General features: G+C 48.4%; 17 protein-coding genes. 2 read left to right on the top strand and 15 right to left on the bottom strand.

The features are described 5' to 3' along the window. Positions 1 to 11: 11 nt before the first annotated feature. From fdrA to AC0VXX_RS04100, 11 genes are all read right to left on the bottom strand, one after another. Positions 12 to 1,550: an acyl-CoA synthetase FdrA gene (gene fdrA / locus AC0VXX_RS04050; RefSeq protein WP_475516027.1), complete on the bottom strand. Its 1,539-nt coding sequence runs from the start codon at positions 1,548 to 1,550 to the stop codon at positions 12 to 14. 23 nt (positions 1,551 to 1,573) lie between these two features. Further along, positions 1,574 to 2,341 carry an oxamate carbamoyltransferase subunit AllH family protein gene (locus tag AC0VXX_RS04055; protein ID WP_475516028.1) on the bottom strand — a complete coding sequence of 256 codons (768 nt, stop codon included), beginning with the start codon at positions 2,339 to 2,341 and terminating at the stop codon, positions 1,574 to 1,576. Between the two features lie 90 nt (positions 2,342 to 2,431). After that, positions 2,432 to 3,094, bottom strand: a complete 663-nt coding sequence (locus AC0VXX_RS04060; protein ID WP_475516029.1) for a cysteine hydrolase family protein — start codon at positions 3,092 to 3,094, stop codon at positions 2,432 to 2,434. Between the two features lie 336 nt (positions 3,095 to 3,430). Continuing rightward, complete coding sequence (locus tag AC0VXX_RS04065) at positions 3,431 to 4,333, bottom strand: LysR substrate-binding domain-containing protein (protein WP_475516030.1); 903 nt, start codon at positions 4,331 to 4,333, stop codon at positions 3,431 to 3,433. A gap of 363 nt (positions 4,334 to 4,696) precedes the next feature. Then, entirely contained in the window at positions 4,697 to 5,944 is a 1,248-nt protein-coding gene (gene nhaD / locus AC0VXX_RS04070) for a sodium:proton antiporter NhaD (protein ID WP_475516031.1), read from the bottom strand. A 423-nt stretch (positions 5,945 to 6,367) separates the two neighbouring features. Then, positions 6,368 to 7,654, bottom strand: a complete 1,287-nt coding sequence (gene hemL, locus AC0VXX_RS04075) for a glutamate-1-semialdehyde 2,1-aminomutase (protein ID WP_475516032.1) — start codon at positions 7,652 to 7,654, stop codon at positions 6,368 to 6,370. 554 nt (positions 7,655 to 8,208) lie between these two features. Next, the gene (locus tag AC0VXX_RS04080) at positions 8,209 to 8,607 is read right to left on the bottom strand and encodes a c-type cytochrome (RefSeq protein WP_475516033.1); all 399 of its coding nucleotides are present in this window, start codon (positions 8,605 to 8,607) and stop codon (positions 8,209 to 8,211) included. Next, positions 8,607 to 8,996: a cytochrome C gene (locus tag AC0VXX_RS04085; protein WP_475516034.1), complete on the bottom strand. Its 390-nt coding sequence runs from the start codon at positions 8,994 to 8,996 to the stop codon at positions 8,607 to 8,609. The genes AC0VXX_RS04080 and AC0VXX_RS04085 overlap by 1 nt, the downstream gene beginning before the upstream one ends. Further along, positions 8,996 to 10,222, bottom strand: coding sequence for a molybdopterin-dependent oxidoreductase (locus AC0VXX_RS04090; protein ID WP_475516035.1), 1,227 nt, complete (start codon positions 10,220 to 10,222; stop codon positions 8,996 to 8,998). Before AC0VXX_RS04090 ends, AC0VXX_RS04085 begins: the two co-directional genes overlap by 1 nt. Before the next feature lie 6 nt (positions 10,223 to 10,228). Further along, positions 10,229 to 10,543, bottom strand: a complete 315-nt coding sequence (locus tag AC0VXX_RS04095; protein ID WP_475516036.1) for a c-type cytochrome — start codon at positions 10,541 to 10,543, stop codon at positions 10,229 to 10,231. Between the two features lie 336 nt (positions 10,544 to 10,879). Next, on the bottom strand, positions 10,880 to 12,598 hold the full coding sequence (locus AC0VXX_RS04100) for a chloride channel protein (protein WP_475516037.1): 1,719 nt from the start codon (positions 12,596 to 12,598) through the stop codon (positions 10,880 to 10,882). Between the two features lie 63 nt (positions 12,599 to 12,661). On the opposite strand from AC0VXX_RS04100, the gene AC0VXX_RS04105 reads away from it, so the two are divergent. Both AC0VXX_RS04105 and erpA read left to right on the top strand, forming a co-directional pair. Continuing rightward, positions 12,662 to 13,495, top strand: coding sequence for a DUF6776 family protein (locus AC0VXX_RS04105; protein WP_475516038.1), 834 nt, complete (start codon positions 12,662 to 12,664; stop codon positions 13,493 to 13,495). Between the two features lie 114 nt (positions 13,496 to 13,609). Further along, positions 13,610 to 13,960: an iron-sulfur cluster insertion protein ErpA gene (gene erpA, locus AC0VXX_RS04110; protein WP_220061717.1), complete on the top strand. Its 351-nt coding sequence runs from the start codon at positions 13,610 to 13,612 to the stop codon at positions 13,958 to 13,960. Positions 13,961 to 14,371: 411 nt separating this feature from the next. On the opposite strand, the gene AC0VXX_RS04115 is transcribed toward erpA, so the two are convergent. The 4 genes from AC0VXX_RS04115 to AC0VXX_RS04130 form a co-directional block, all read right to left on the bottom strand. After that, the gene (locus tag AC0VXX_RS04115; RefSeq protein WP_475516039.1) at positions 14,372 to 14,833 is read right to left on the bottom strand and encodes a hypothetical protein; all 462 of its coding nucleotides are present in this window, start codon (positions 14,831 to 14,833) and stop codon (positions 14,372 to 14,374) included. 104 nt (positions 14,834 to 14,937) lie between these two features. Beyond that, a complete protein-coding gene (locus AC0VXX_RS04120) occupies positions 14,938 to 15,309 on the bottom strand; it encodes a DUF2750 domain-containing protein (RefSeq protein WP_110456079.1) in 372 nt (123 codons plus the stop codon). A gap of 151 nt (positions 15,310 to 15,460) precedes the next feature. Next, positions 15,461 to 16,768, bottom strand: a complete 1,308-nt coding sequence (locus AC0VXX_RS04125) for an alkaline phosphatase (RefSeq protein WP_475516931.1) — start codon at positions 16,766 to 16,768, stop codon at positions 15,461 to 15,463. Positions 16,769 to 16,901: 133 nt separating this feature from the next. Beyond that, positions 16,902 to 19,358, bottom strand: coding sequence for a S9 family peptidase (locus AC0VXX_RS04130; RefSeq protein ID WP_475516040.1), 2,457 nt, complete (start codon positions 19,356 to 19,358; stop codon positions 16,902 to 16,904). Positions 19,359 to 19,420 lie beyond the last annotated feature (62 nt).

Genomic DNA, 19,420 nt, shown 5'->3' on the forward strand with positions numbered 1-19,420 from the left:
GAATTACCTATTTAGCAAAGTTGAGAAATGAATTTCGCAGCAAGGTGCGCAGCATCGGCATTGCTATCTGCAATTAACACCCCGGCCTCGCTCAAGGCATCACGGGTTAAATCACGAGACTGGGGATCTAACTCTGTGCCGCACACATGGGCAATAAACAGTGGTGCTGTGGCGGTTTTGCTACGAACCGTGTCAATCACATCAAGTAGCTCAGTCAGTGGGGCTTCTGACGCGCCATAACCTAACACCACATCAAACAGGATCACGGCGGTGGCTGGGTCTTGAGCATCTTGTAAAATGCGCTGGTTACGTAATGTGGGGTCGATCATCGGGTGCGGGCGGCCTTGGGTGAAGGCGTCATCACCGAGATCCACTATGGTGTGCTGCTGGCTTGTCCATACATCATCAAGCTGGCTGTTACCTTGGGTTGGCGTGTTTGAATACGCATTTATGCCATATTGGCTGGCAATAATTTGCGCTTCGAAGCAGAAGGTTCCGCCGGCAAAGACACCTCTAATATAACGCTGACTAGGCAATAACTTGTTGCTTAGTGTAGTTAACACTGAATCATCTTTTGGCTGAGTTTGTACGTCTGGAATCGCTTGCTGGTTTAACACTGCCACTGCTACTTCGGCAGAGTGCGCCAATGAGTGAGCAGCATAAACCCCATCGAGTGCCATTGAGGAATCTGCCGCGCCAAGAAAATGCACCACAACCGGTTTATTCACTTGGGCTGCGGTCGCTAAGATCTGCTCTGCAATCGCCTTTGCGGGTGGCTTAGAGATCAGCACTATCACCTTAGTGGCCTCATCATCGGCAAGTGCCTGTAGGCCATGCAGCATAGAGATACCGCCAACATCTTGGTGCAGATCATGACCGCCCGTGCCTAACGCTTGCGATACGCCTTCACCCAGTTGATGAATGCGGCAGGTGGCTTCTTGTAGCCCAGTACCAGATGCCGCAATGACGCCAATCGCGCCGCGGCGCACGACGTTTGCAAAACCTAGGGGAATACCGTTAATAATGGCGGTGCCACAATCGGGTCCCATTACCATCAGTTCTTTTTGCTGGGCCAGTAGTTTGATGGCGCGCTCGTCGGCTACCGATACATTGTCGCTAAACATCATCACGTTCAGCCCAAGATTTAAGGCTTTTATCGCCTCTGCAGCGGCGTATTCACCAGGGACAGAGATCATCGCCAGGTTAGCATCTGGGTGCTGGGTTAACCCAAGTGCAAAACTGGTTAGCGGCTGGGAGAACTGCTGGCTATCATCGCCCGCATCGGGTTTTGCCGTGAGCGCCTCAAATGCGATTTCAATCGCTTCTTGGCATGCTGTCTCGTCGCCTTTTACCGCGACAACCAGATCATTGGGCTTGGCAATAATATCGCTGCCAAAACCGGCGTCAGTCATGCGCGCTAAGTTCGCTTCTGTGCCCATGGCGACAGAGGCCTCTTCTATGCCACTCATTTTATTGAGGCGGGCTGAAATCTGCATCAAGGAAACGGAATCCTGATAGAGATTTTCAAATGTTTTATATTTAATGGTCATATAAGTACCTGTTAAAATAAGTTTTAATTCAGTAATACGTTATTGAGGCAATACAGCATTCCCGCAAGGGTGTCGGCACCTGAGCTGGCGCCAATGTTGAGGTTAGCCATCACTCTGTGGTTAAGTATCGAGGCGTCCGTTGCGGTAAATAAATCATGTATTAGCCATTGCACTGGGTGCGAAAAATGGTGATAAAGAGCCAATGTTAAATAATGTGCGCTAATCTCATTGGTCTTATTAATATCTAACAGTATTGCTGTTTTAATTTGATTAAAAAGCGTTTCGGCCTGCGGATGCACTGTGGTTAAACTGGATAGTACCGCCAGCACGCCTATTAAAAAGTCATCACCTGATGGTGTGAGTCCCTTACCATGACCTATATTTTTAGCTAATTTTTCTGAGTGAATATAAATACAGTTTGGGAGTGTTAATCCTAAGTGTTGAATATATTCAGCAGCAGAGTTAATGGTTAACTTTTCCTTACTGGAAATATACTTTCCAAGTAAGGCTTCCGTCATACCGACATTATTTTTAATACGGTAATGATTAATCGTTAATAACGCTGGAGCTTGTTGCCACTTTCTGGCTGTAAGGGTATTAATTGCTAAGTTTACAGTGGACTTTAGCCGTATCATGCCACCTCGCATAAATAGCGTCTCGCCCACCTTTATCTTGTTGGTTAATGGCCCTATCGACTCGAAGTCACACTGATATGCAGTGGGAGTCGCTGGTAAACGTGTATCAAGAAGGGATACCCAAGGCGTGTCAATCAGATCGGTTTTGATATTCATCGACCGCCGAAAAACGCTGTGTACCTTGCCGTTAAATGATGTTGCTGGGCAAAGGTATCCCTTAGTGAGCGAGAGTATCATCTCATCGACTTACTTAAGTCCTTCGATGATATTTTCGCTATTTGATACCCAACCGAATATCGCGCCCTGCGCCTTGATCATATCAAGGGTCGATTGATGGAATTCTGGGAAGTAAGACCCAACACAATCTTCAGGCACAATGCACTCATAGCCGCGGTCATTGGCTTCTCGTACTGTAGTACCAACGCACACTTCGGTGGTGACGCCACACACAATCAAGGTTTTGATATTGTTGTTTTGCAGGATTAGGTGCAGATCGGTTTGGTAAAACGCCCCTTTACCTGGCTTGTCGATAATCGGCTCGCCAGCAATAGGGTAGAGTTCAGGAATGATATCGTGACCTGCTTCGCCGCGGATAAGTATACGGCCTTTTGGCCCTTTCTCGCCGATAAAGGTTTTGCCACCACGGGTTAGTTTTGCTGGTGGGCAGTCGGTTAAATCGGCGCGGTGACCTTCGCGGGTATGGATAACCATGATCCCCGTTTCGCGGGCGGTGTTTAATAATTTGCCACAAGGTTCAATTGCGCTGCGCACTAAAGAGACATCGTTACCTAGCGCTTCGCCAAACCCACCAGGCTCAACAAAGTCTCGCTGCATATCAATGACGACTAGCGCAGTCGTTGCTGGATCGAAGTTTAATGCAAATGGTTCGGCTTGAAATAATCTAGTCATAATTTAATAACCTTTATAATAATTGGGCCGGGTTAACTCAAAGTGGTTAACACGGTTTGATAGTATCGGGCTAATATTGATTAAAAAAGTGATAAAATCAGGCTTGTGAAATCAAATAATTTGATGCTTTAGTGTGTAAAAGCGACCTCTATCCCAATATGATGATGAGTATGGGGCTACGCCCTCGGATTAATTTGTGTTGGGAATAGATGCGTCAAAAATTTTGACGTATCACTTCGTTTTAATTGTTCAATGGGGTGGGTGAAAGTGTGAATTGGCTCACGTGGTAATCACCCCGAAAATGACTCGGGGCTCTTTTTGAACGGTTATATCGTTTTAGTCGCACCACTGATTGGCGTTTTCGGGTTGCATTAAGTATTCAATACACCAATTTAATACCGGACTTTCTCGATTAGCGTGCCAAGCGTAAAATAGCTGAGTGGGTTGCTTGTGCTCGACAATGGCCTTTTTAATCACTTGGCCTAAATCGAGCGAGGTTTTAATGCGGTGATGCGGGATATAGCCTATGCCTACGTCGCGCTCTATTAAGGCTATTGCGGTCGATAGATCTGGTGCATAAATGATTTTTTGCCCGGTGAGGGACCAAGCATCTTGTGGCAAGATATGTTTAGCAGTGTCTTTAACCACAATTACGGGATATTGTCTTAGCTGCTCCGCTGTTAATACGTTGATTTGGCTGGCTAAGGGGGAGGATTGCGCCACGATGAAATCCCACTCAATTTTACCAATCGATTGCGAAACTACCCCTTCCATTTTGGGGGCAGAGTGGGGCGCGCCAATCACCAGATCGGCTCGTCTATCATAAAGTGCATCCCAGCAACCGTTGTACACCTCGGTGGTAATTGAAATTTTAGTGGATGGAAACTGCTGATTAAGTTGCGCGATTAAATCGATTAATCCATCACGATTGATAATGTTGTTAATCGCAATATTAAAGGTGGCATCAACACCGGTGCAGATCATGGCGCTGTTACGCACCAGCTCGTCGTAGGTATCGAGCATCCATTGGCTATGCTCAATAAAATATTGCCCTGCAGGGGTGAGCTTAATCTGTCGTCCCTTGCGGTCAAATAGAGCAAATCCAAGCTCCTCTTCCATCTTTTTCACCGTGTAACTCACGGCAGAAGGTACGCGATTGAGTCGTTCGGCTGCAACCGCAAAACTCCCTGACTTAGCGATCAGATGGATGGTTTTAAAGGCTTCCTTAGACAAAGGCATAGTGAGATTCGCTTATGGTAAATTTTTGGCAGTATATGCTTTTGGTCGCACTAAGCAAATCCCTTCAGTTGACTCTATGCTGGGGACTATTCATCGAGAGGCAGTTTGGGTCTCATGCCGTGATAACCATCAACTAAGTTGGTGCTGTTCATCTTAAAATTGCGCTGGCTTACAATGAAGTGGCTTTTAATAAAGCGGGCTGGTCATCGCTGATGACTTTTAATCTAGGTGGTTTTTAATCAAGATGACTGGTAATAAAGCGGGTTTGTAATAGAAGGCAACGGATAACGATAGGCTGAGTTAAATAAAAATGCGATGAGCAGGCTCATCGCATTTTTAAGTGGTAAGGGTTGCTTGGCCGCTTTAGCCAAAAAACTCGTAGGCTAGAAATAAGGTTAAGCCGTAACCGCAGGTGTAGCACAACAGAAGTGCTGGGACATATTTTAAATAGGCCACAAAGGTCAGCTCTTTGACCTTACTCATGGCGATGATGCCCGCCGCGCTACCAATGACCAGCAATGAGCCGCCAACCCCAACAGAATAGGTGAGGCCTAACCATTCTGGGGTGGTCAGCACCGGTTCGGCTTTCAGTAATGCGGCTGTTAATGGCACGTTATCGAGCAATGCCGAGCCTATACCTGTGACAAAGTTAGAGATATTGGGATCAAACTTGGCATACACCTCGGTGAGCAGATGCAAGGTACCAATCTCTTTAAGCATGCCCACCAATAATAATATGCCGAGGAAGAACAGTAGGGTGTCGAATTCAACCTGACGAATATATTCGAGGATCTGTAACTCCTCTTTATTACTGCGAGAGGTGGTGCCCACTAAAAACATCACCGACAACCCAGAGAGGAAAGTCAGCACGGGTGGAATACCAAACAAGATATTGAGCACCATGGTTAATATGATGGTGATCAGAAAAATAATGGCGATGAGCACATCTATACGGCTGTACTGAGGCTTTATCGGCGTGGTGCTCACTCGTCCTTCGGCTTTGAGCGAGAACAACACTGCCAGTAACATGACGCTTATCGCGGCGGGGATAAACAGTATCAGTAACTGCGAGATATGCACATGGCCGCCAAGGAAGATCATCAAGGTGGTCACATCACCCGTGATCAGCGCGACACCGCCAGAGTTGACCGCAAAGATGATTAATACCGACATACGGCGTTTCATCTGGCTTTCAAGTTGAAAGGTGGTTAATAACCCGAGTGAAACCAAGGTGGCGGTGACGTTATCACAAATGGCCGACAGCACCAGCGAGAACAAGGCCACTTGGATCATCAGCATGCGTACCGATACTTGCTGTGGAAATAACTTTTGCACTAAGACTTGGATCATCCCTTTGGCATTGAGATAAGCCACAAAGGTCATGGTCGACATAAGGAACAGCCACAAGGTGGCGATTTCTAATAGGTTGTGATCAAGTTCCTGGGCCATTAGCCGCTGGTGATCGGCATCGTTTGCGGCAACAAACAGGGTTATCCAGGCTATACAGCCAAAAAACAAGGTAGTTTTAGCTTTGTTAAGGTGAGTCACCTCTTCAAAAATGATGCTTAATAGCGCTAGCACAGCAAGGGTGATCAGGAAAATGTCGAGCATACATTGGTTCCTACGGCCGACTTAAGTCCGCACCTCATGGCGATGAGAATGAAGATTTAAAATCAAGGTTATATTAAGGTTGTTGTGATAGCTGGCGATCAGACCATAGGAAAGTGCAATAGGCAAGCGTTACCTTAGTCTAACTTTGCAGTAAAACTGTGATGCGGATAGGCTTTTAAGGGGGCTGTTCATGTTTAATGTGCTGCAATTGCAGGCTTTGGTAGATGATTTAACTGTTTGCTGGCTGTGAATCGTCCGTTAACATTAGCTTCTACTTTATTATATGATTGCTCATTTTATGTGATTTTATCGGTTTAGCGTGGCGGGCTCCTTATGGGCATGGGGCAGATAAACAAAAAGAGGACACTAGGTCCTCTTTGTTTTGTTAGGCATACGCGTTATCGGTACTGCTTAACGCTGGTGTTATTTAGCCATTTTTGCAAACACGCGATCGGCAGCGGCAAGCGTTGCTTCAATCTCTTTGTCGCCATGAGCCATAGACAAGAAGCCTGCTTCATAGGCGCTTGGCGCTAGATAAACACCTTCATCTAACATGCCATGGTAAAACTCTGGGAAGGCCTCGGCATTACATTGAGTGACTTGGTCGAAACGTGTGACTTTCTCTTCGTCAGTGAAGAACAAGCCAAACATACCGCCAACATAGTTGATGCTCAGTGGAATACCATGTTTGTTGGCCGCCGCCTTAAAGCCTTCGGCAACACGTTTTGTTTTATCAGCAAGCGCTTCGTAAAGACCTGGCTCGCTGAGTGCTTCCATCTGCGCAAGACCGGCTGACATCGCAATCGGATTACCAGACAGGGTACCCGCTTGATAAACTGGGCCCGTTGGCGCGATAAACTGCATCACATCTTTACGGCCACCGAAAGCGCCTACTGGCATGCCGCCGCCGATCACTTTTCCTAATGTGGTGAGATCGGGCGTGATCCCGTAGTGGCCCTGAGCCCCGCTTTTCGATACGCGGAAACCAGTCATCACTTCGTCGATAATAAGCAGTGCGCCGTATTGATCACACAGGGCACGCAGGCCTTCAAGGAAACCAGGGATTGGCGGAATGCAGTTCATGTTGCCAGCTACAGGCTCAAGAATGATGCACGAGATCTCTTCTGGATACTGTTCAAACAGCGTTTTAACCGATTCAAGTTCATTATAAACGGCGGTTAGGGTGTGCTTAGCAAAATCTTCAGGAATACCAGGAGAGCTTGGCTGACCCAGAGTCAGCGCGCCAGAACCTGCTTTTACGAGTAAGCAGTCCGCGTGGCCGTGGTAGCAGCCTTCAAACTTAAGGATTTTATCGCGACCAGTGAAACCACGAGCCAGACGAATGGCGCTCATGGTCGCTTCAGTACCTGAGCTCACCATACGGACTTGTTCCATCGATGGCACCATCTCGATCACTTTTTCAGCCATGCGCACTTCAAGTTCAGTGGGGGCACCAAATGACAGGCCATTTTCCACGGCGGCCAATACCGCTGCACGAATCTTTGGATGGTTGTGACCTAGAATCATCGGTCCCCAAGAGCCAACATAATCGATATAGGCTTTGCCATCGGCATCATAAATATAAGCACCATCCGCTTTTTCGATAAACAGTGGCGAACCACCAACACCGTTAAAGGCACGTACTGGCGAGTTAACGCCACCAGGAATAGTTTTTTTAGCCTGTTCAAATAGGGTTTCAGAGCGGGTCATGCTAGATCCTTTAAAGTCAGTTGCCAGATTAAAAATCGGCTTTTGTGAATATCAATTAACGGCTCATTAGGGTTGCTCAACTTGTGCCGCAACCCTTTATATCACTGCAAATCTTGCCATGGACATGCATAGCCCACCGTTACCTGCCTGTTTTTCTTGCGTTCGTGGCAGCGGGGCATAAGCACCATCTTTGCAATGCTGTGTATCAATTTTGTGGGTTAAGTGCAACTTAACAGCGCCTTGTTAGCGTTTTACCGTGAGACAAAACCTTGCGCCTGAATATAAGCCGCTAGAGTATATCAGCCCATACTAAATTGTCTTCAAGTTGATCTATTATTGTGACCGTATACGCAGCATTTTCAATGTCATCGATCACAGAGTGGCGGATTGCTAGTACTGACGCGAAGCGGTCTGTTTTATGGGGAGAGGGCTAAAAATAATGGGCGGACCTGATGGCACCGCCCATGATGTTAGGTATCGAAGTTATCTTATGGCACCGCATTAGCATAGCTGCCGCGCCGAGTCATTCGAACCTTGAGTGAGCTTACATGCACTTAGTGCAGCGTAAGTGTTGCCTGCTGCGAATAGTACAGCGAGACATCTTTCATCTGTTGCTCAGATAGCTGCGCGGCTTGCCCTTGCATAATGGGGTTGCTGCGCTCGCCGTGCTTAAACGCCATTAGCTGCTTAAACAGGTAAGCGGCTTTTTGCCCTTCGAGCATGGGGTAGCTTGGCATCACCTTAAGCATAGTTGCGCCATGGCAAGCGATACAGCGAGTCGAAGCCAGCTGCTTTCCCTGCTCAACATCGGCCGAATATGCCAAGGTACTAGGGCTTATCTTTAGCCCCATATTTTCGATCGTTTGGTTGAACTCTCGGCGCTCATTGCCGCTGACAATAGCGGCAAATAGCAGTGCAGCGATGAGGCCAAGGCTCACAAATAAACGTTTCATCAGTGGTCTCCTTTAGCCGTTGGCATGGGGGGCATCAGCTCAGGATCTAACGGTTTACGCCTAAAGATCTGCATGTCGATACCAGTCTCGTTATAGTAAGTCGACAGGTAATCGAGCACAGGATCCCAAGTGTCAGATAAATCCCATAAACCTTGGGTGTCAATCATCCACTCAATGGTCTCGCGCCATACGGCTCTATTTCCGGGGTTTTGCGGGATAATATGACTGGTGTGACAGGCGTTACACTGATCTTTTACCATCTCCCAGCCCGGCGCCATAATCAAACCCGTTTCAGCATCCACCGGATAGGTGGCCACCTCAGACGAGCCTGCGGCTACCCCTGGCATACTTGCTAGCATTAACGCTGCCGCAAATAGGTGTTTTTTCATTACACCACCCTTAATGCAATGCGGTGGCAACCGTTAAATAGGTACCCTTTGGGGTTCCACTGAGGTTGTACCATTGGTTGGGTGTCACCTTGGCTGTCGGTGGCACGGGCCCAAATTTCGTAGTAGCCAGTTTGTGGTAGCTTGAGGCTAATGGCCCATTGTTGCCATGCCGTTGGATTGGCGGGTTTGGTGAGTGACGCGCTTTGCCACGTGGTGCCATAGTCATAGCTGACTTCCACTTTAGTCACTTCACGCACACCAGCCCAAGCATGGCCGCGCACTTCAATGTTCTCGCCTAGGGCTAGCTCACCGCCGGTTTGTGGTGAGGTAATTAACGACTTAACAATCATCTCTTCGATGATCTTAAAGTCTTTGTTGTCGACCTTTTCACCTGGGGCGACAGGATGCTTTGGTACTTGATAAGCGGGAGCCGCCATCTTTTTACCATCGTGCACGCGATCGCGTACGCCAATGCCGGTGGCACATTTTTGTGATACTGAGCCAGGACGACCGCCAAAGACGATACGCAGTGGGTAACCGTGCATGTAAGGAATATCTTCGCCGTTCATTGCCCACGCGATAAGGGCGTTTTCATTCATGGCCGCTTCAATCGGCACGCCACGAGAAATGGCCGCGCCTTTACCACTAATGTGCTTGTCGGCGCCATAGTGCGCGGTATACACCGCATCGCTCTTTACGCCACAGTCGGCTAATACGTCTTTGACTAAAACACCAGTCCACTCTGCGCAAAAGACAGCCGAGTTACTCCACTGGTTACCTTTGGCGTTAGGGTAGAAGTTGACTCGGCTATTGCCGCCACATTCGAGTACCAGTTTTTGGGTATGGGTCTTAAACTTCTTTTTTAGCTCGGCGATGGTGTAGGTTTTAGGCGTTTCGATTGACTCGCCATCGACGGTAAACTCCCAAGTGTCAGGATTGATGTTCTCGAAGTCGGGCATCTGGCCATTCCAGCGAATAAAGGCCACATCCGATGGCGTGGTCGCAGGATCAAGCAGATGTTCTGGTGGGAAGGCATTCAGTGGGCTGCTGTTGAGTACCTTAAAGTGTTCAGGCAGGTGATCGACTTTACTCCACTTTACCGCTGACACATCCATGGCTGCCATGCCTTCTGGTCGGTTTTGCGCAAATACCCAATTGACTGGCAACATGGCCGCTACTGAAGTGGCTACCGCCCCTTTAAGAAAATTACGTCTATCGATTGCCATGGTGTGTTAGTCCTTACCTTTAGAAAAATAGTACGCCATCTGCTGCATCTGCTCAGTTGTTAACAATTTGGCGACTTTACTCATGGTTTTATCTTGGCGTTGGCCGTTTTTAAATGCGGTTAATTGCGCAACCATATATTGACTGTTTTGCTGAGCAAGATTGGGAATGCTGGGAAATGGATTATTGCCCGACTGTCCATGACATGCTTTACACATGTTGAGCAGTTTCTCATCCGATGCTGCAAAGCTGTTGGTGCACAGGCTTATACTTGCCAATGTGACGGAAGCAATAAGCCAGCGGCTGTTACGTTGTCGCTGCATGTTATTTAATACTCGTAGTTATGTTTAGCCGTAACGGTCAGTGAGTTATTTGCATCAATTGAGTGCCTATCGAATTGCGCATAAAAAAACATCACTAAATTCACGCTAATGCGCGTAAGTGTTACCAGGGTCACAAAACTAAGACTAAATGAGAGCGATAGCATGTAAAAAGTTATGAAAAGTTATAAAAGATAATGATAATCAATTATTTACTGATTTGTGGTCAGGGTGAGCTAAGGGGCGGGGGGGATCACATTAACCAAGATGTGCTGAAAAACTGAGCGCTAGGCGGGTGGCAGCGTTGACGTAAGCCGAATGCTGCCGAACTCGTTAGCGTTAAATTTGGCCTGAATTAATCTGTTTTTGTAACGCCGACCAGCCGATCACGCCAACGACATTATCGCGCTCGCCTTGATAGACAAACACCTCGCCGCGGCGTTCGATGGCCAAAATTTCGTAGACCTCTTTTAATGTGCTGCTATCGGCAACGCCTTGGATCGGGTGGCGGCTTAAGGTGCTTTTGCTGTCGTCATGTTGCAGCTCTAATTGCAACATCTCCATTTGACCTTGGCGGTTACGCATTAACACCGAGCGTCCTTCAGCGCGTTTTAGTACTTCAAGCAGCAACTCATCATTGTCTTTAACGATAACAAAGCGCTTATCCATGATGGCGCGCACGCCGGTTTTTTGCAGCCCCAGTTTGACCGGCGCAATTTTGTAGTCCAGCCCCATCAGCTCCATCTGTTTATAAAACAGCGACTGAGTATTAAAGGCTTGGTGGGCGATTAAGAAGGCGGGTATGGTGACAAACATCGAGGGCAGGATGATGGCGGCGTTATTGGTGAGTTCTAGCAATGCCACCAAGGCGGCCAGCGGTGCGCTGAGGCACACGCCCATCATGGCGGTCATGCCTATGATGGTGTACAGGCCTATATAGGGGCTAATGCCGGGGAAGAACTGCGCGCTGATAATGGCTAAAATAGCGCCAATTAAGGCACCGATCCCAAATAATGGGCCGATAATCCCGCCAGGGATCCCAAGACCTATGGCGGCAATGGTGGCGATAATCTTGCCTATCAGCAAGCCCACTAATAACCCCAGGCTTGGATGCTCACTAATAGCGTAACTTATCGCCTGCTCACCACTGCCCAAAGCTTGGGGTAACAGCAGCCCGACTGCGCAGGTGACCAAGCCTGCCAACATGAGCCTAGCAAATAGCGGCCATTGTTGGCCTTTAGCGGTGACCGTTAGCAGGCTGTGATTAAACAGGGCGGCGATGCAGCCGAGTGTTAGGCCACACAGGGCTAAGATCGGATATTGCGACAAGGGGATATGGTCGATACCTATCTGTTCATATTCATGGATATTGCCAAACACTAGTTGACTGGTCACCGCGCCACATATGGCTGATAGCATGATAGGGAAGAAGTAATGCACCTTATATTCTCTGAGTACTACCTCAAAGACAAAGATCACCGCGGCCAATGGCGCGTTAAAGGTCGCGGCAATACCTGCGGCGATGCCACTGGCGCACATAATGCGTACGCTATTGTCCGGTAGCTGGAACTTTTCTGCCATAACACTGGCACTGACAGCGCCTAAATGGATGGCAGGGCCTTCGCGGCCCACTGAAAAGTTGCTAGCAAGGGCAAATAAAGCTTGGAAGAATTGCCCCGGCGCCGATTGTAAGGGGATTTTGCCGTAGTGCAGTTTCATGCGGTGCATTACATAGGCGATACCCATGCGTTTGTAACGTTTAGAGCCCAATTGCGCCACGAGCCAGATCAACAATCCACCAAAAAGCGGTAATAGCACTCGCCAGTCGCTAAAGTTGTCAGTAAAATCCCATACTTGAGATTGGGTTAAGGTATGTAACCACTGCAGTAATAGCCTAAATAATATAATGACCCCAGAAGCCACCAAGGCAAATGCGAGCGCCAAGCCGCACAATTGCACACTGATTTTGGCTTGTGACAATTTATCTTTGAGTGCTGTATTAAGGTAATGCTGGCATTGAGAAATAAGGCGATTAACGAGTTGCTGCACAGAAACCATGGTGGTAAACCTTTACCGTACTAAAAGCGTGAGTGTCGATTTTTTATAAGGGGCTAGTATTTAATGTCAAATTATCATCGTTGGATCGATCGCTTGCAAGTGATAGAGCGAAAAATTCGACCTTCGAGCGTTTATCTTTTCTTTTTGATCTTAGTGGCATTTTTTGCTGGCGTATTGACCTGGGATCTCTGGTCATCGCAACATCCAATTCAGCCCGCTCAATCGAAAAATAGCACCGAGCTAAGCCAAGCCTTAACAAAGCAGGCCGAGATGTTAGCTTCGCGCAATTTGGAATTGGCGTTAGCCCAAGAAGCCAATGACAATATGCAAAAGATGTTTTTAACTCAACATCAAAAACAGAAAGAGCTTGAACGAGAACTGGCGTTTTATCGCAGCATTATGGCGCCAGAAAACCAAGCCGACGGTGTGGCAATTCATGATTTAGGCTTAAACCCTGGCCTATTGCCCAACCAGTTCAGGGTGAAATTGGTATTAACCCAACTGCAAAAGCGCAAGCAAGCCTTGAAAGGTAAGGCCGAGCTCACGTTTATCGGTTTGCAGGATGACAAAGTGGTGAGCCTGCCGTTATCGTCACTCACTGATGATAAGCTTAACTTTAGCTTTCGCTATTTTCAGATTTTAGAAACCGTGGTGCAATTCCCTGAAGGCTTTGTGCTTTCTCAGGTCGACGCAAAAGTCACAGTGCCAGCCAGTCGTTGGAGTAAAGGCGACAGTGCCGAGTTGGTGTTTGCCGCCGCAGATCTGTTGCAAGTGGAGCCGACGGTTGATGGTGTCGATGAGGAGGTCACTATAGAAGATGACGTACCTGAAGAGACTGAGCAGCATGAGGACGACACCCAAAATCGCAATGAGGCCATTGATCCACTAGCCCAATAAGCTGTGGGTGATAATACAAAAATAAATTGATTTTATCTGAGCCAAGACTATTACTTGAACAAATTGGTCAGGTATTGGATAATTCGCTCAGCAAACCGATGTATAGAGGTAGTAATGACTGAACAAGTTGAAGATACAATGCCAATCCGTTTCACCGACGCGGCAGCTTCAAAGGTAAAAACCTTGTTGGACGAAGAGCAAAATGATGCACTTAAGTTGCGTGTGTACGTGACCGGTGGCGGTTGCTCAGGTTTTCAGTACGGTTTTACGTTCGATGAAAAGGTCAACGAAGGTGACTTTACCGTTGAGAAACAAGGGGTTCAGTTAGTAGTTGACCCAATGAGCCTACAATATCTTGTGGGTGGCGAAGTGGACTATACTTCGGGACTTGAAGGCTCGCGCTTTTTTGTGAAAAACCCTAATGCCACCACCACCTGTGGCTGTGGTGCTAGCTTCTCGGTATAACCTAGCCGCTTGACCACCTATGGTGAGTCTGACGCATAAAAAAGCCAGCATTGCTGGCTTTTTTGTGTCTGGAACACTTATGCCAATTTACCAGGGACGGTAAAAAATTGGCGTTGCGTCTAAAGCACTTATGCCAATTTACCTGGGACGGTAAAAAATTGGTGTTGTGTCTAAAGCACTTATGCCAATTTACCAAGGACGGTAAAAAATTGGTGTTGTGTCTAAAGCACTTATGCCAATTTACCAGGGACGGTAAAAATTGGCCTTGTGTCTGTGGTAACCCAGCCTGAATGTCTTAACGTCACAAAGACCAAAGACCAAAGACCAAAGACCAAAGACCAAAGCCCAAAGCCCAAAGCCCAAAGCCCAAATCACTGCGTGATAGCGCCTGACTCTATGTAGCGATAAAGGTTAACGCATGATGTTCATGTTATTTTTAACATGACAGTAGGCCGACACTTGGGCGGTAAACGCTATCCACACTTGTAATATCGCTAATAAAATCAGCACGCTAAACACCAAGTAGTCGGGGATTTTGCCTTGCCATTCGCCTAATTGAAAGGTCGATGGGCCTGTGAGCAAATTATCTGGGTCGTATAGCAACACAGGTAAAATGCTGACCAGTCCAAGTTGCACCACAGTGTAACCGCGCAGTAGATACAATCCCGCCCGTTGGCGGCCTAGCACAGCAATCACCATCAGTAGCGTCAACAGACAAAATAACACCCCTTGTTTGGCTACAAGGCCACTAATCGATGCGATGCTTAAGAAGAGTAACAAGCCAATTAAACGTTTTGGTAGCCGCGCTTTGACTGGCGTAGAGCTGGTTTCCTGCGGCTGAGTGGCATCATGTAACGGTGAGGATGGTTGCACGAGTGAGGCTCCGTCATCGAATAACAAGATAAGCGCTTTAGTCTGGCTAAAGCGCTGTTTAGCGACTGGCTGATCGCGCTGTGGCGAGCCAGTGATTGTCGAGCTTAGTGGCTCTGCTTAGGCGTTAAGCGCTGCTCTAGCTCATAAGGCGGGATCACCACGCCAAGATCTTCTTGCACTGGGAATACGGCAACAAACAGATCATCATCTTGCATGCCTGGAACCCAACGTTCTAGCCATTCATCAAGGGCAATGGCTAAAGGGGTACAATCAGCCCAATCATCTACGGCCCACATGGCAGCAGACTCTTCGCAAGGCCACATTGGGATGCAATCTTCATCATCTGTGGTGAGCATGACGCAGCCATCAGCGTCTTGCAATGTCCATAGGGTTTTGTGGGCCTTGGCTTGTTCGACAAGGTAGTCGTAACGCGCTTCTGGCGTCATCTTGCTGGCATCTTTTGCACTTTTGCTCATGGTGTTCTCTTTCATCTTAATGGGGCTAAACCGATTGGCGGCAATGATAACATTTGTTACGCCGCAGTATAGAGGATTTTGTTGCGCGGTGAGGCGGGAGTTAGCCGGCCGCAATACATTGGCGGCCGGCATGTTTACCCAAGGAGCAGGTTTAGTGGATTAAGTCGATCAATTTTTTGGCGATTTGGGTATTGTCTTGATGACCATTAAATTGCGCCGCACCTTGACCATAAGCAAAGACTTGTACGTCGACGGCGTCGTGCCCGCCGGTTGTCCAGCCAGTAGAGGTCAGGGTGTCAATTTGTTGCTTTAATCGCGTAGTGGCTTCTTTTACCCCATTATCTTGTGCTAATGCCGTTTGCAGCTGCTGGCGATACTCATTGCGCTGCTCGGCATCGATAGGTAAGCCTAAGTGTGTTTGCCAAAAATCACTAAAGGCTTGTTCACTTGCCAAGTGTGTCGGTGATTCAGACAGCCACTTGGCTAAGGTACTGGGCATCTGCTTGACGCTATGCAGCAGCTGACCACGCCATTGATATACACCATCTGCGCCGAGGCTCAGGCCGCCGGTCGAGTGATCGGCTGTCATCACCAATAAAGTGTTGGGATGCTGGTCGATATAGTCGACGACCACTTGGGTGGTGGCGGCTAAATCGGTCATTTCAGCCATGGCGCAGGCAATATCATTGCTGTGACCACACCAATCGATTTGGCTGGCTTCTATCATCATCACAAAGCCTTTAGGGTTAGGTGGCAGCAGTGTGAGCGCATGCTCGGTCATTTGGCTTAAACGCAGTGGGGCTGGGCTGCCCAAGGCTGGCGCTAATCCTTTGGGGGCAAATAGCCCCAAGGCGGGTAGGCGCTCGAGTTGGTTCAGCGCGCTGAGATCGTCTTGATATTGATAACCTAAGGCGCGCAGTTCGGCGACTAAATCTCTATCTTCACGCACGAAATACTGTTGGCCGCCACCTAGCATAAGATCGGCCACCGGCTTGTTGTTGATGAGATTGCTGAGAAAATCATCGGCTATCTCATTGTAGTTTCTGCGATGTTCATTGTGGGCCAAAAAGCTGGCTGGGGTGGCGTGGTTAATCTGTGAGGTTACCACCACGGCGGTAGTGCGCTGCTTGGCTTTGGCGTATTCGAGCAAGGTCGGCAAGACTTGTTTGTCGCTGTTAACGGCAATGGCGCCGTTATAACTCTTATGGCTGGTGGCTAAAGCGGTTGCCGCCGCCGCTGAGTCGGTGACATAGGTGTCATCATCGGGATAGGTACTTGCCATACCCACTAACAACTTATCAAAAATGGTCGGTTCAACGGCCTTGGTGGTGAGATCATCATTAAAATAACGATAGGCGCTGGTATAGGCGGGCCCCATGCCGTCGCCTATGATGTAGATGATATTGGTCGGCGCTGCCGCCACTGCGCAAGGCAGGGTTGTGATTAAGGTGGCGAGCATCGCGTTAAGCTTACATGAGCGAGCCGAGCGGCTGATGGCCGCAGCCAGACGCACTATAGTGGCAAAGCATGACTCTAATGTAAGTTTTGATGTCAGTTGTGATGTAGATTGCAATGTGGACTGGGTCATTATATTACTCCAACGACTCGATAGATTCAGGGGCTTCAGCGCTGTGAGCCTTACCGATGTCAGCGTTAATGGGCTTAACGTATTGCTCTAACCATTGCTGCTGCTCCCAAAGCATGTGTTGTAACGACTCTTTGGCTGCATAGCTGTGGCTTTCATAGGGCAGCATCACCAACTTTGCCGTACCACCTAGGCCACGGATGGCGTTAAACAGTCGTGACGATTGCATCGGGTAGGTGCCTGAGTTGGCGTCCATCTCGCCATGGATCAGCAGTAGCGGCTCATCAATTTTATCGGCATGGGTAAAGGGCGACATCTGCTGGTAGAGAGCGGGCGCTTCCCAGTAATTACGTTTTTCATATTGGAAACCAAAAGGGGTCAGGGAGCGATTATAAGCGCCGCTTCTCGCGATACCGGCTTTAAACAGATCCGAGTGAGCCAAGAGATTGGCGACCATAAATGCGCCATAAGAGTGGCCGCCGATAGCGACTCTGTCTGGATCGGCGATACCCATGTCACTTAAGGTGTCGATGGCCGCTTTAGCATTCGCCACCAGTTGGGTGCGAAAACTGTCATTGGGCTGAATATCGCCTTGACCGACAATCGGCATAGCCACTTTATCGAATACGGCAAAGCCTTGGGCGACAAAGGGCAGTGGCCCTTTGGCGCTGATCCCTTGGTATTGATGCACTGAATAGTTTACTTGGGCGGCAACTTTCGCGTCTTTGTATTCGCGTGGATAGGCCCACATGAGCAGGGGCAGCGGCCCTTGTGATTTATCATAACCGGCAGGTAAGTAGAGCATGCCTGAGAGGGGCAAGCCATCGGCGCGCTGATAGTTAACCAGTTGGCGAGTCATGCCTTGATAGGCGGCCAGCTCATTATCGGCTTGATAAAGCAGTTGCTCGCTGCCTGTGTGTGGCTCAATTAATACTAAATGTGGCGGGGTTATAGAGTCTTCACGCTTAATGATTAATTTAAGTGGCGACAAACTGATGACATATTTAACCTGCTCAAGTTTATCGCTCGCGCTGTGCCAGATAGTCTCGCTATAGTTGTTATCGAGCTGGGTTTGCTTAAGAAAAGGGCGATAGCCCTTGGCTGTTGCACCAATGCCATAATGGCTGAATTTACCTTGGGTTATATCTACAAGAGCAACCCCTTGTTGTCTATCGCGATAGAGCTTACCGGGGGCTTTATAGGTGTCGCGTTGGGCCTTTTGATACCAGAGTTTGGCGGGCTTGGCTTCGTCTGTACCCAGTAAGCTTACATCCAAAATGCTGACGCGCTCCTGCTTCTTGTTAGCATTTTTTTCACTGACAAACAGCCGGCCTTGTTCTGCCCAATCAAGATCGTTAATACGCCATGGCATTTGCAGCAAAGCGTGTGGGATTTGGGTAAATGGTGCCGGCCAGTTGAGCACTTCATCGCGCAGCGCGGCAGGCTGCTCGCCATCGCCGTTATCCAGAGGTTGAACAAACACTAAGGTGTCGGGTTGATCGGGTCGCCAGTGGATAAGGCGCGGGCCAGTACTGACCGAGTCGGCACCAGCTGCGCGAAACTCGCCGCTGTCGATATGACCTAAGGTTTTGATATGTTGGCCATCGCGGTTAAATAGCTCAACCTGCTGGGAAAAGTCATAGTATTTAACGATATAGGAATAGGGCGCGTGTATCTGTTTTGCGATCAGGAACTGATCGTTGGGTGATAAGGCAAAGTGACTGTTGATCTGCGGTTGGCCCACATTGGTGCGTTGACCATCGAGGGAGATTATCGCCAGCTGGCTGGTGGTTAACTGCTTAAATGCCTGCTCATCTTGCTGATTTTGAATTAAATCTTGATAAGTACGCCGCGGTGCTTTTTCACCCAAGGCGTGGCTAATGTTAGGGCCTATGTTGGCAAGGGGAGCTTGCTTATCTTGCGGCACCGCGAAGGTGGTGACAATGGCCTTACTGTCATGTTGCCATTGGTATTTGGCGCCAAATACTGCATTAAGTGGGCTGGCATTGAGACGCTGGGTTTGGCCGCTGGCCAGTTGATACAGGTACAGATCAACGGCCCGAGGCGTAATGGCTATGTAGCTTAGGTATTGACTGTCGGGCGAAAACTGTACGTTAGCAATGTTAGCGCCTTGCTGTTGTATGGTGAGGCGTTGATTGTTATCAAGATTGATTAACGTAATAAATTGGTAGCGTTTTTTCGGTCTGCTTTGGGCTAAATTATCTGGCGAAATTCGCAGGCCGGCCAACTTTTTTTCGCTTTGAGCCAACTCATGAATAGTGGGGTGCGCCTGAGGATGCAATAGCGCTATATGGCGTGCATCGCCTGCCAGTCGTGTATCGACCATTTTGGTTTGCTCGAGCACCTGTTGCAGTGGCGCCGAGGGCTGCTGATAGTCGCCAGCGGTTGTGTGTAGGCTGGACAACAAGATCAGGGCAGCCATTAGATATTTTAAAATGTGCATTAGTTATCCTGACTTAAATGCATGAGTGATGAAAAAGCGCCCATTTGGGCGCTTTTTATGAC

Source organism: Shewanella sp. QJM3NY_23, from assembly GCF_056173105.1.

Bases quoted from the DNA above. Each gene is read 5' to 3' on its own strand.
- AC0VXX_RS04105 (WP_475516038.1), top strand. From the start codon at position 12,662: ATGTCAAATTATCATCGTTGGATCGATCGCTTGCAAGTGATAGAGCGA.
- AC0VXX_RS04060 (WP_475516029.1), bottom strand. From the start codon at position 3,094: ATGACTAGATTATTTCAAGCCGAACCATTTGCATTAAACTTCGATCCA.
- AC0VXX_RS04065 (WP_475516030.1), bottom strand. From the start codon at position 4,333: ATGCCTTTGTCTAAGGAAGCCTTTAAAACCATCCATCTGATCGCTAAG.
- AC0VXX_RS04090 (WP_475516035.1), bottom strand. From the start codon at position 10,222: ATGGCAATCGATAGACGTAATTTTCTTAAAGGGGCGGTAGCCACTTCA.
- nhaD (WP_475516031.1), bottom strand. From the start codon at position 5,944: ATGCTCGACATTTTCCTGATCACCCTTGCTGTGCTAGCGCTATTAAGC.
- AC0VXX_RS04055 (WP_475516028.1), bottom strand. From the start codon at position 2,341: ATGAATATCAAAACCGATCTGATTGACACGCCTTGGGTATCCCTTCTT.
- AC0VXX_RS04085 (WP_475516034.1), bottom strand. From the start codon at position 8,996: ATGAAAAAACACCTATTTGCGGCAGCGTTAATGCTAGCAAGTATGCCA.
- hemL (WP_475516032.1), bottom strand. From the start codon at position 7,654: ATGACCCGCTCTGAAACCCTATTTGAACAGGCTAAAAAAACTATTCCT.
- AC0VXX_RS04120 (WP_110456079.1), bottom strand. From the start codon at position 15,309: ATGAGCAAAAGTGCAAAAGATGCCAGCAAGATGACGCCAGAAGCGCGT.
- AC0VXX_RS04100 (WP_475516037.1), bottom strand. From the start codon at position 12,598: ATGGTTTCTGTGCAGCAACTCGTTAATCGCCTTATTTCTCAATGCCAG.
- AC0VXX_RS04095 (WP_475516036.1), bottom strand. From the start codon at position 10,543: ATGCAGCGACAACGTAACAGCCGCTGGCTTATTGCTTCCGTCACATTG.
- AC0VXX_RS04080 (WP_475516033.1), bottom strand. From the start codon at position 8,607: ATGAAACGTTTATTTGTGAGCCTTGGCCTCATCGCTGCACTGCTATTT.
- AC0VXX_RS04125 (WP_475516931.1), bottom strand. From the start codon at position 16,768: ATGCTCGCCACCTTAATCACAACCCTGCCTTGCGCAGTGGCGGCAGCG.
- erpA (WP_220061717.1), top strand. From the start codon at position 13,610: ATGACTGAACAAGTTGAAGATACAATGCCAATCCGTTTCACCGACGCG.
- fdrA (WP_475516027.1), bottom strand. From the start codon at position 1,550: ATGACCATTAAATATAAAACATTTGAAAATCTCTATCAGGATTCCGTT.
- AC0VXX_RS04130 (WP_475516040.1), bottom strand. From the start codon at position 19,358: ATGCACATTTTAAAATATCTAATGGCTGCCCTGATCTTGTTGTCCAGC.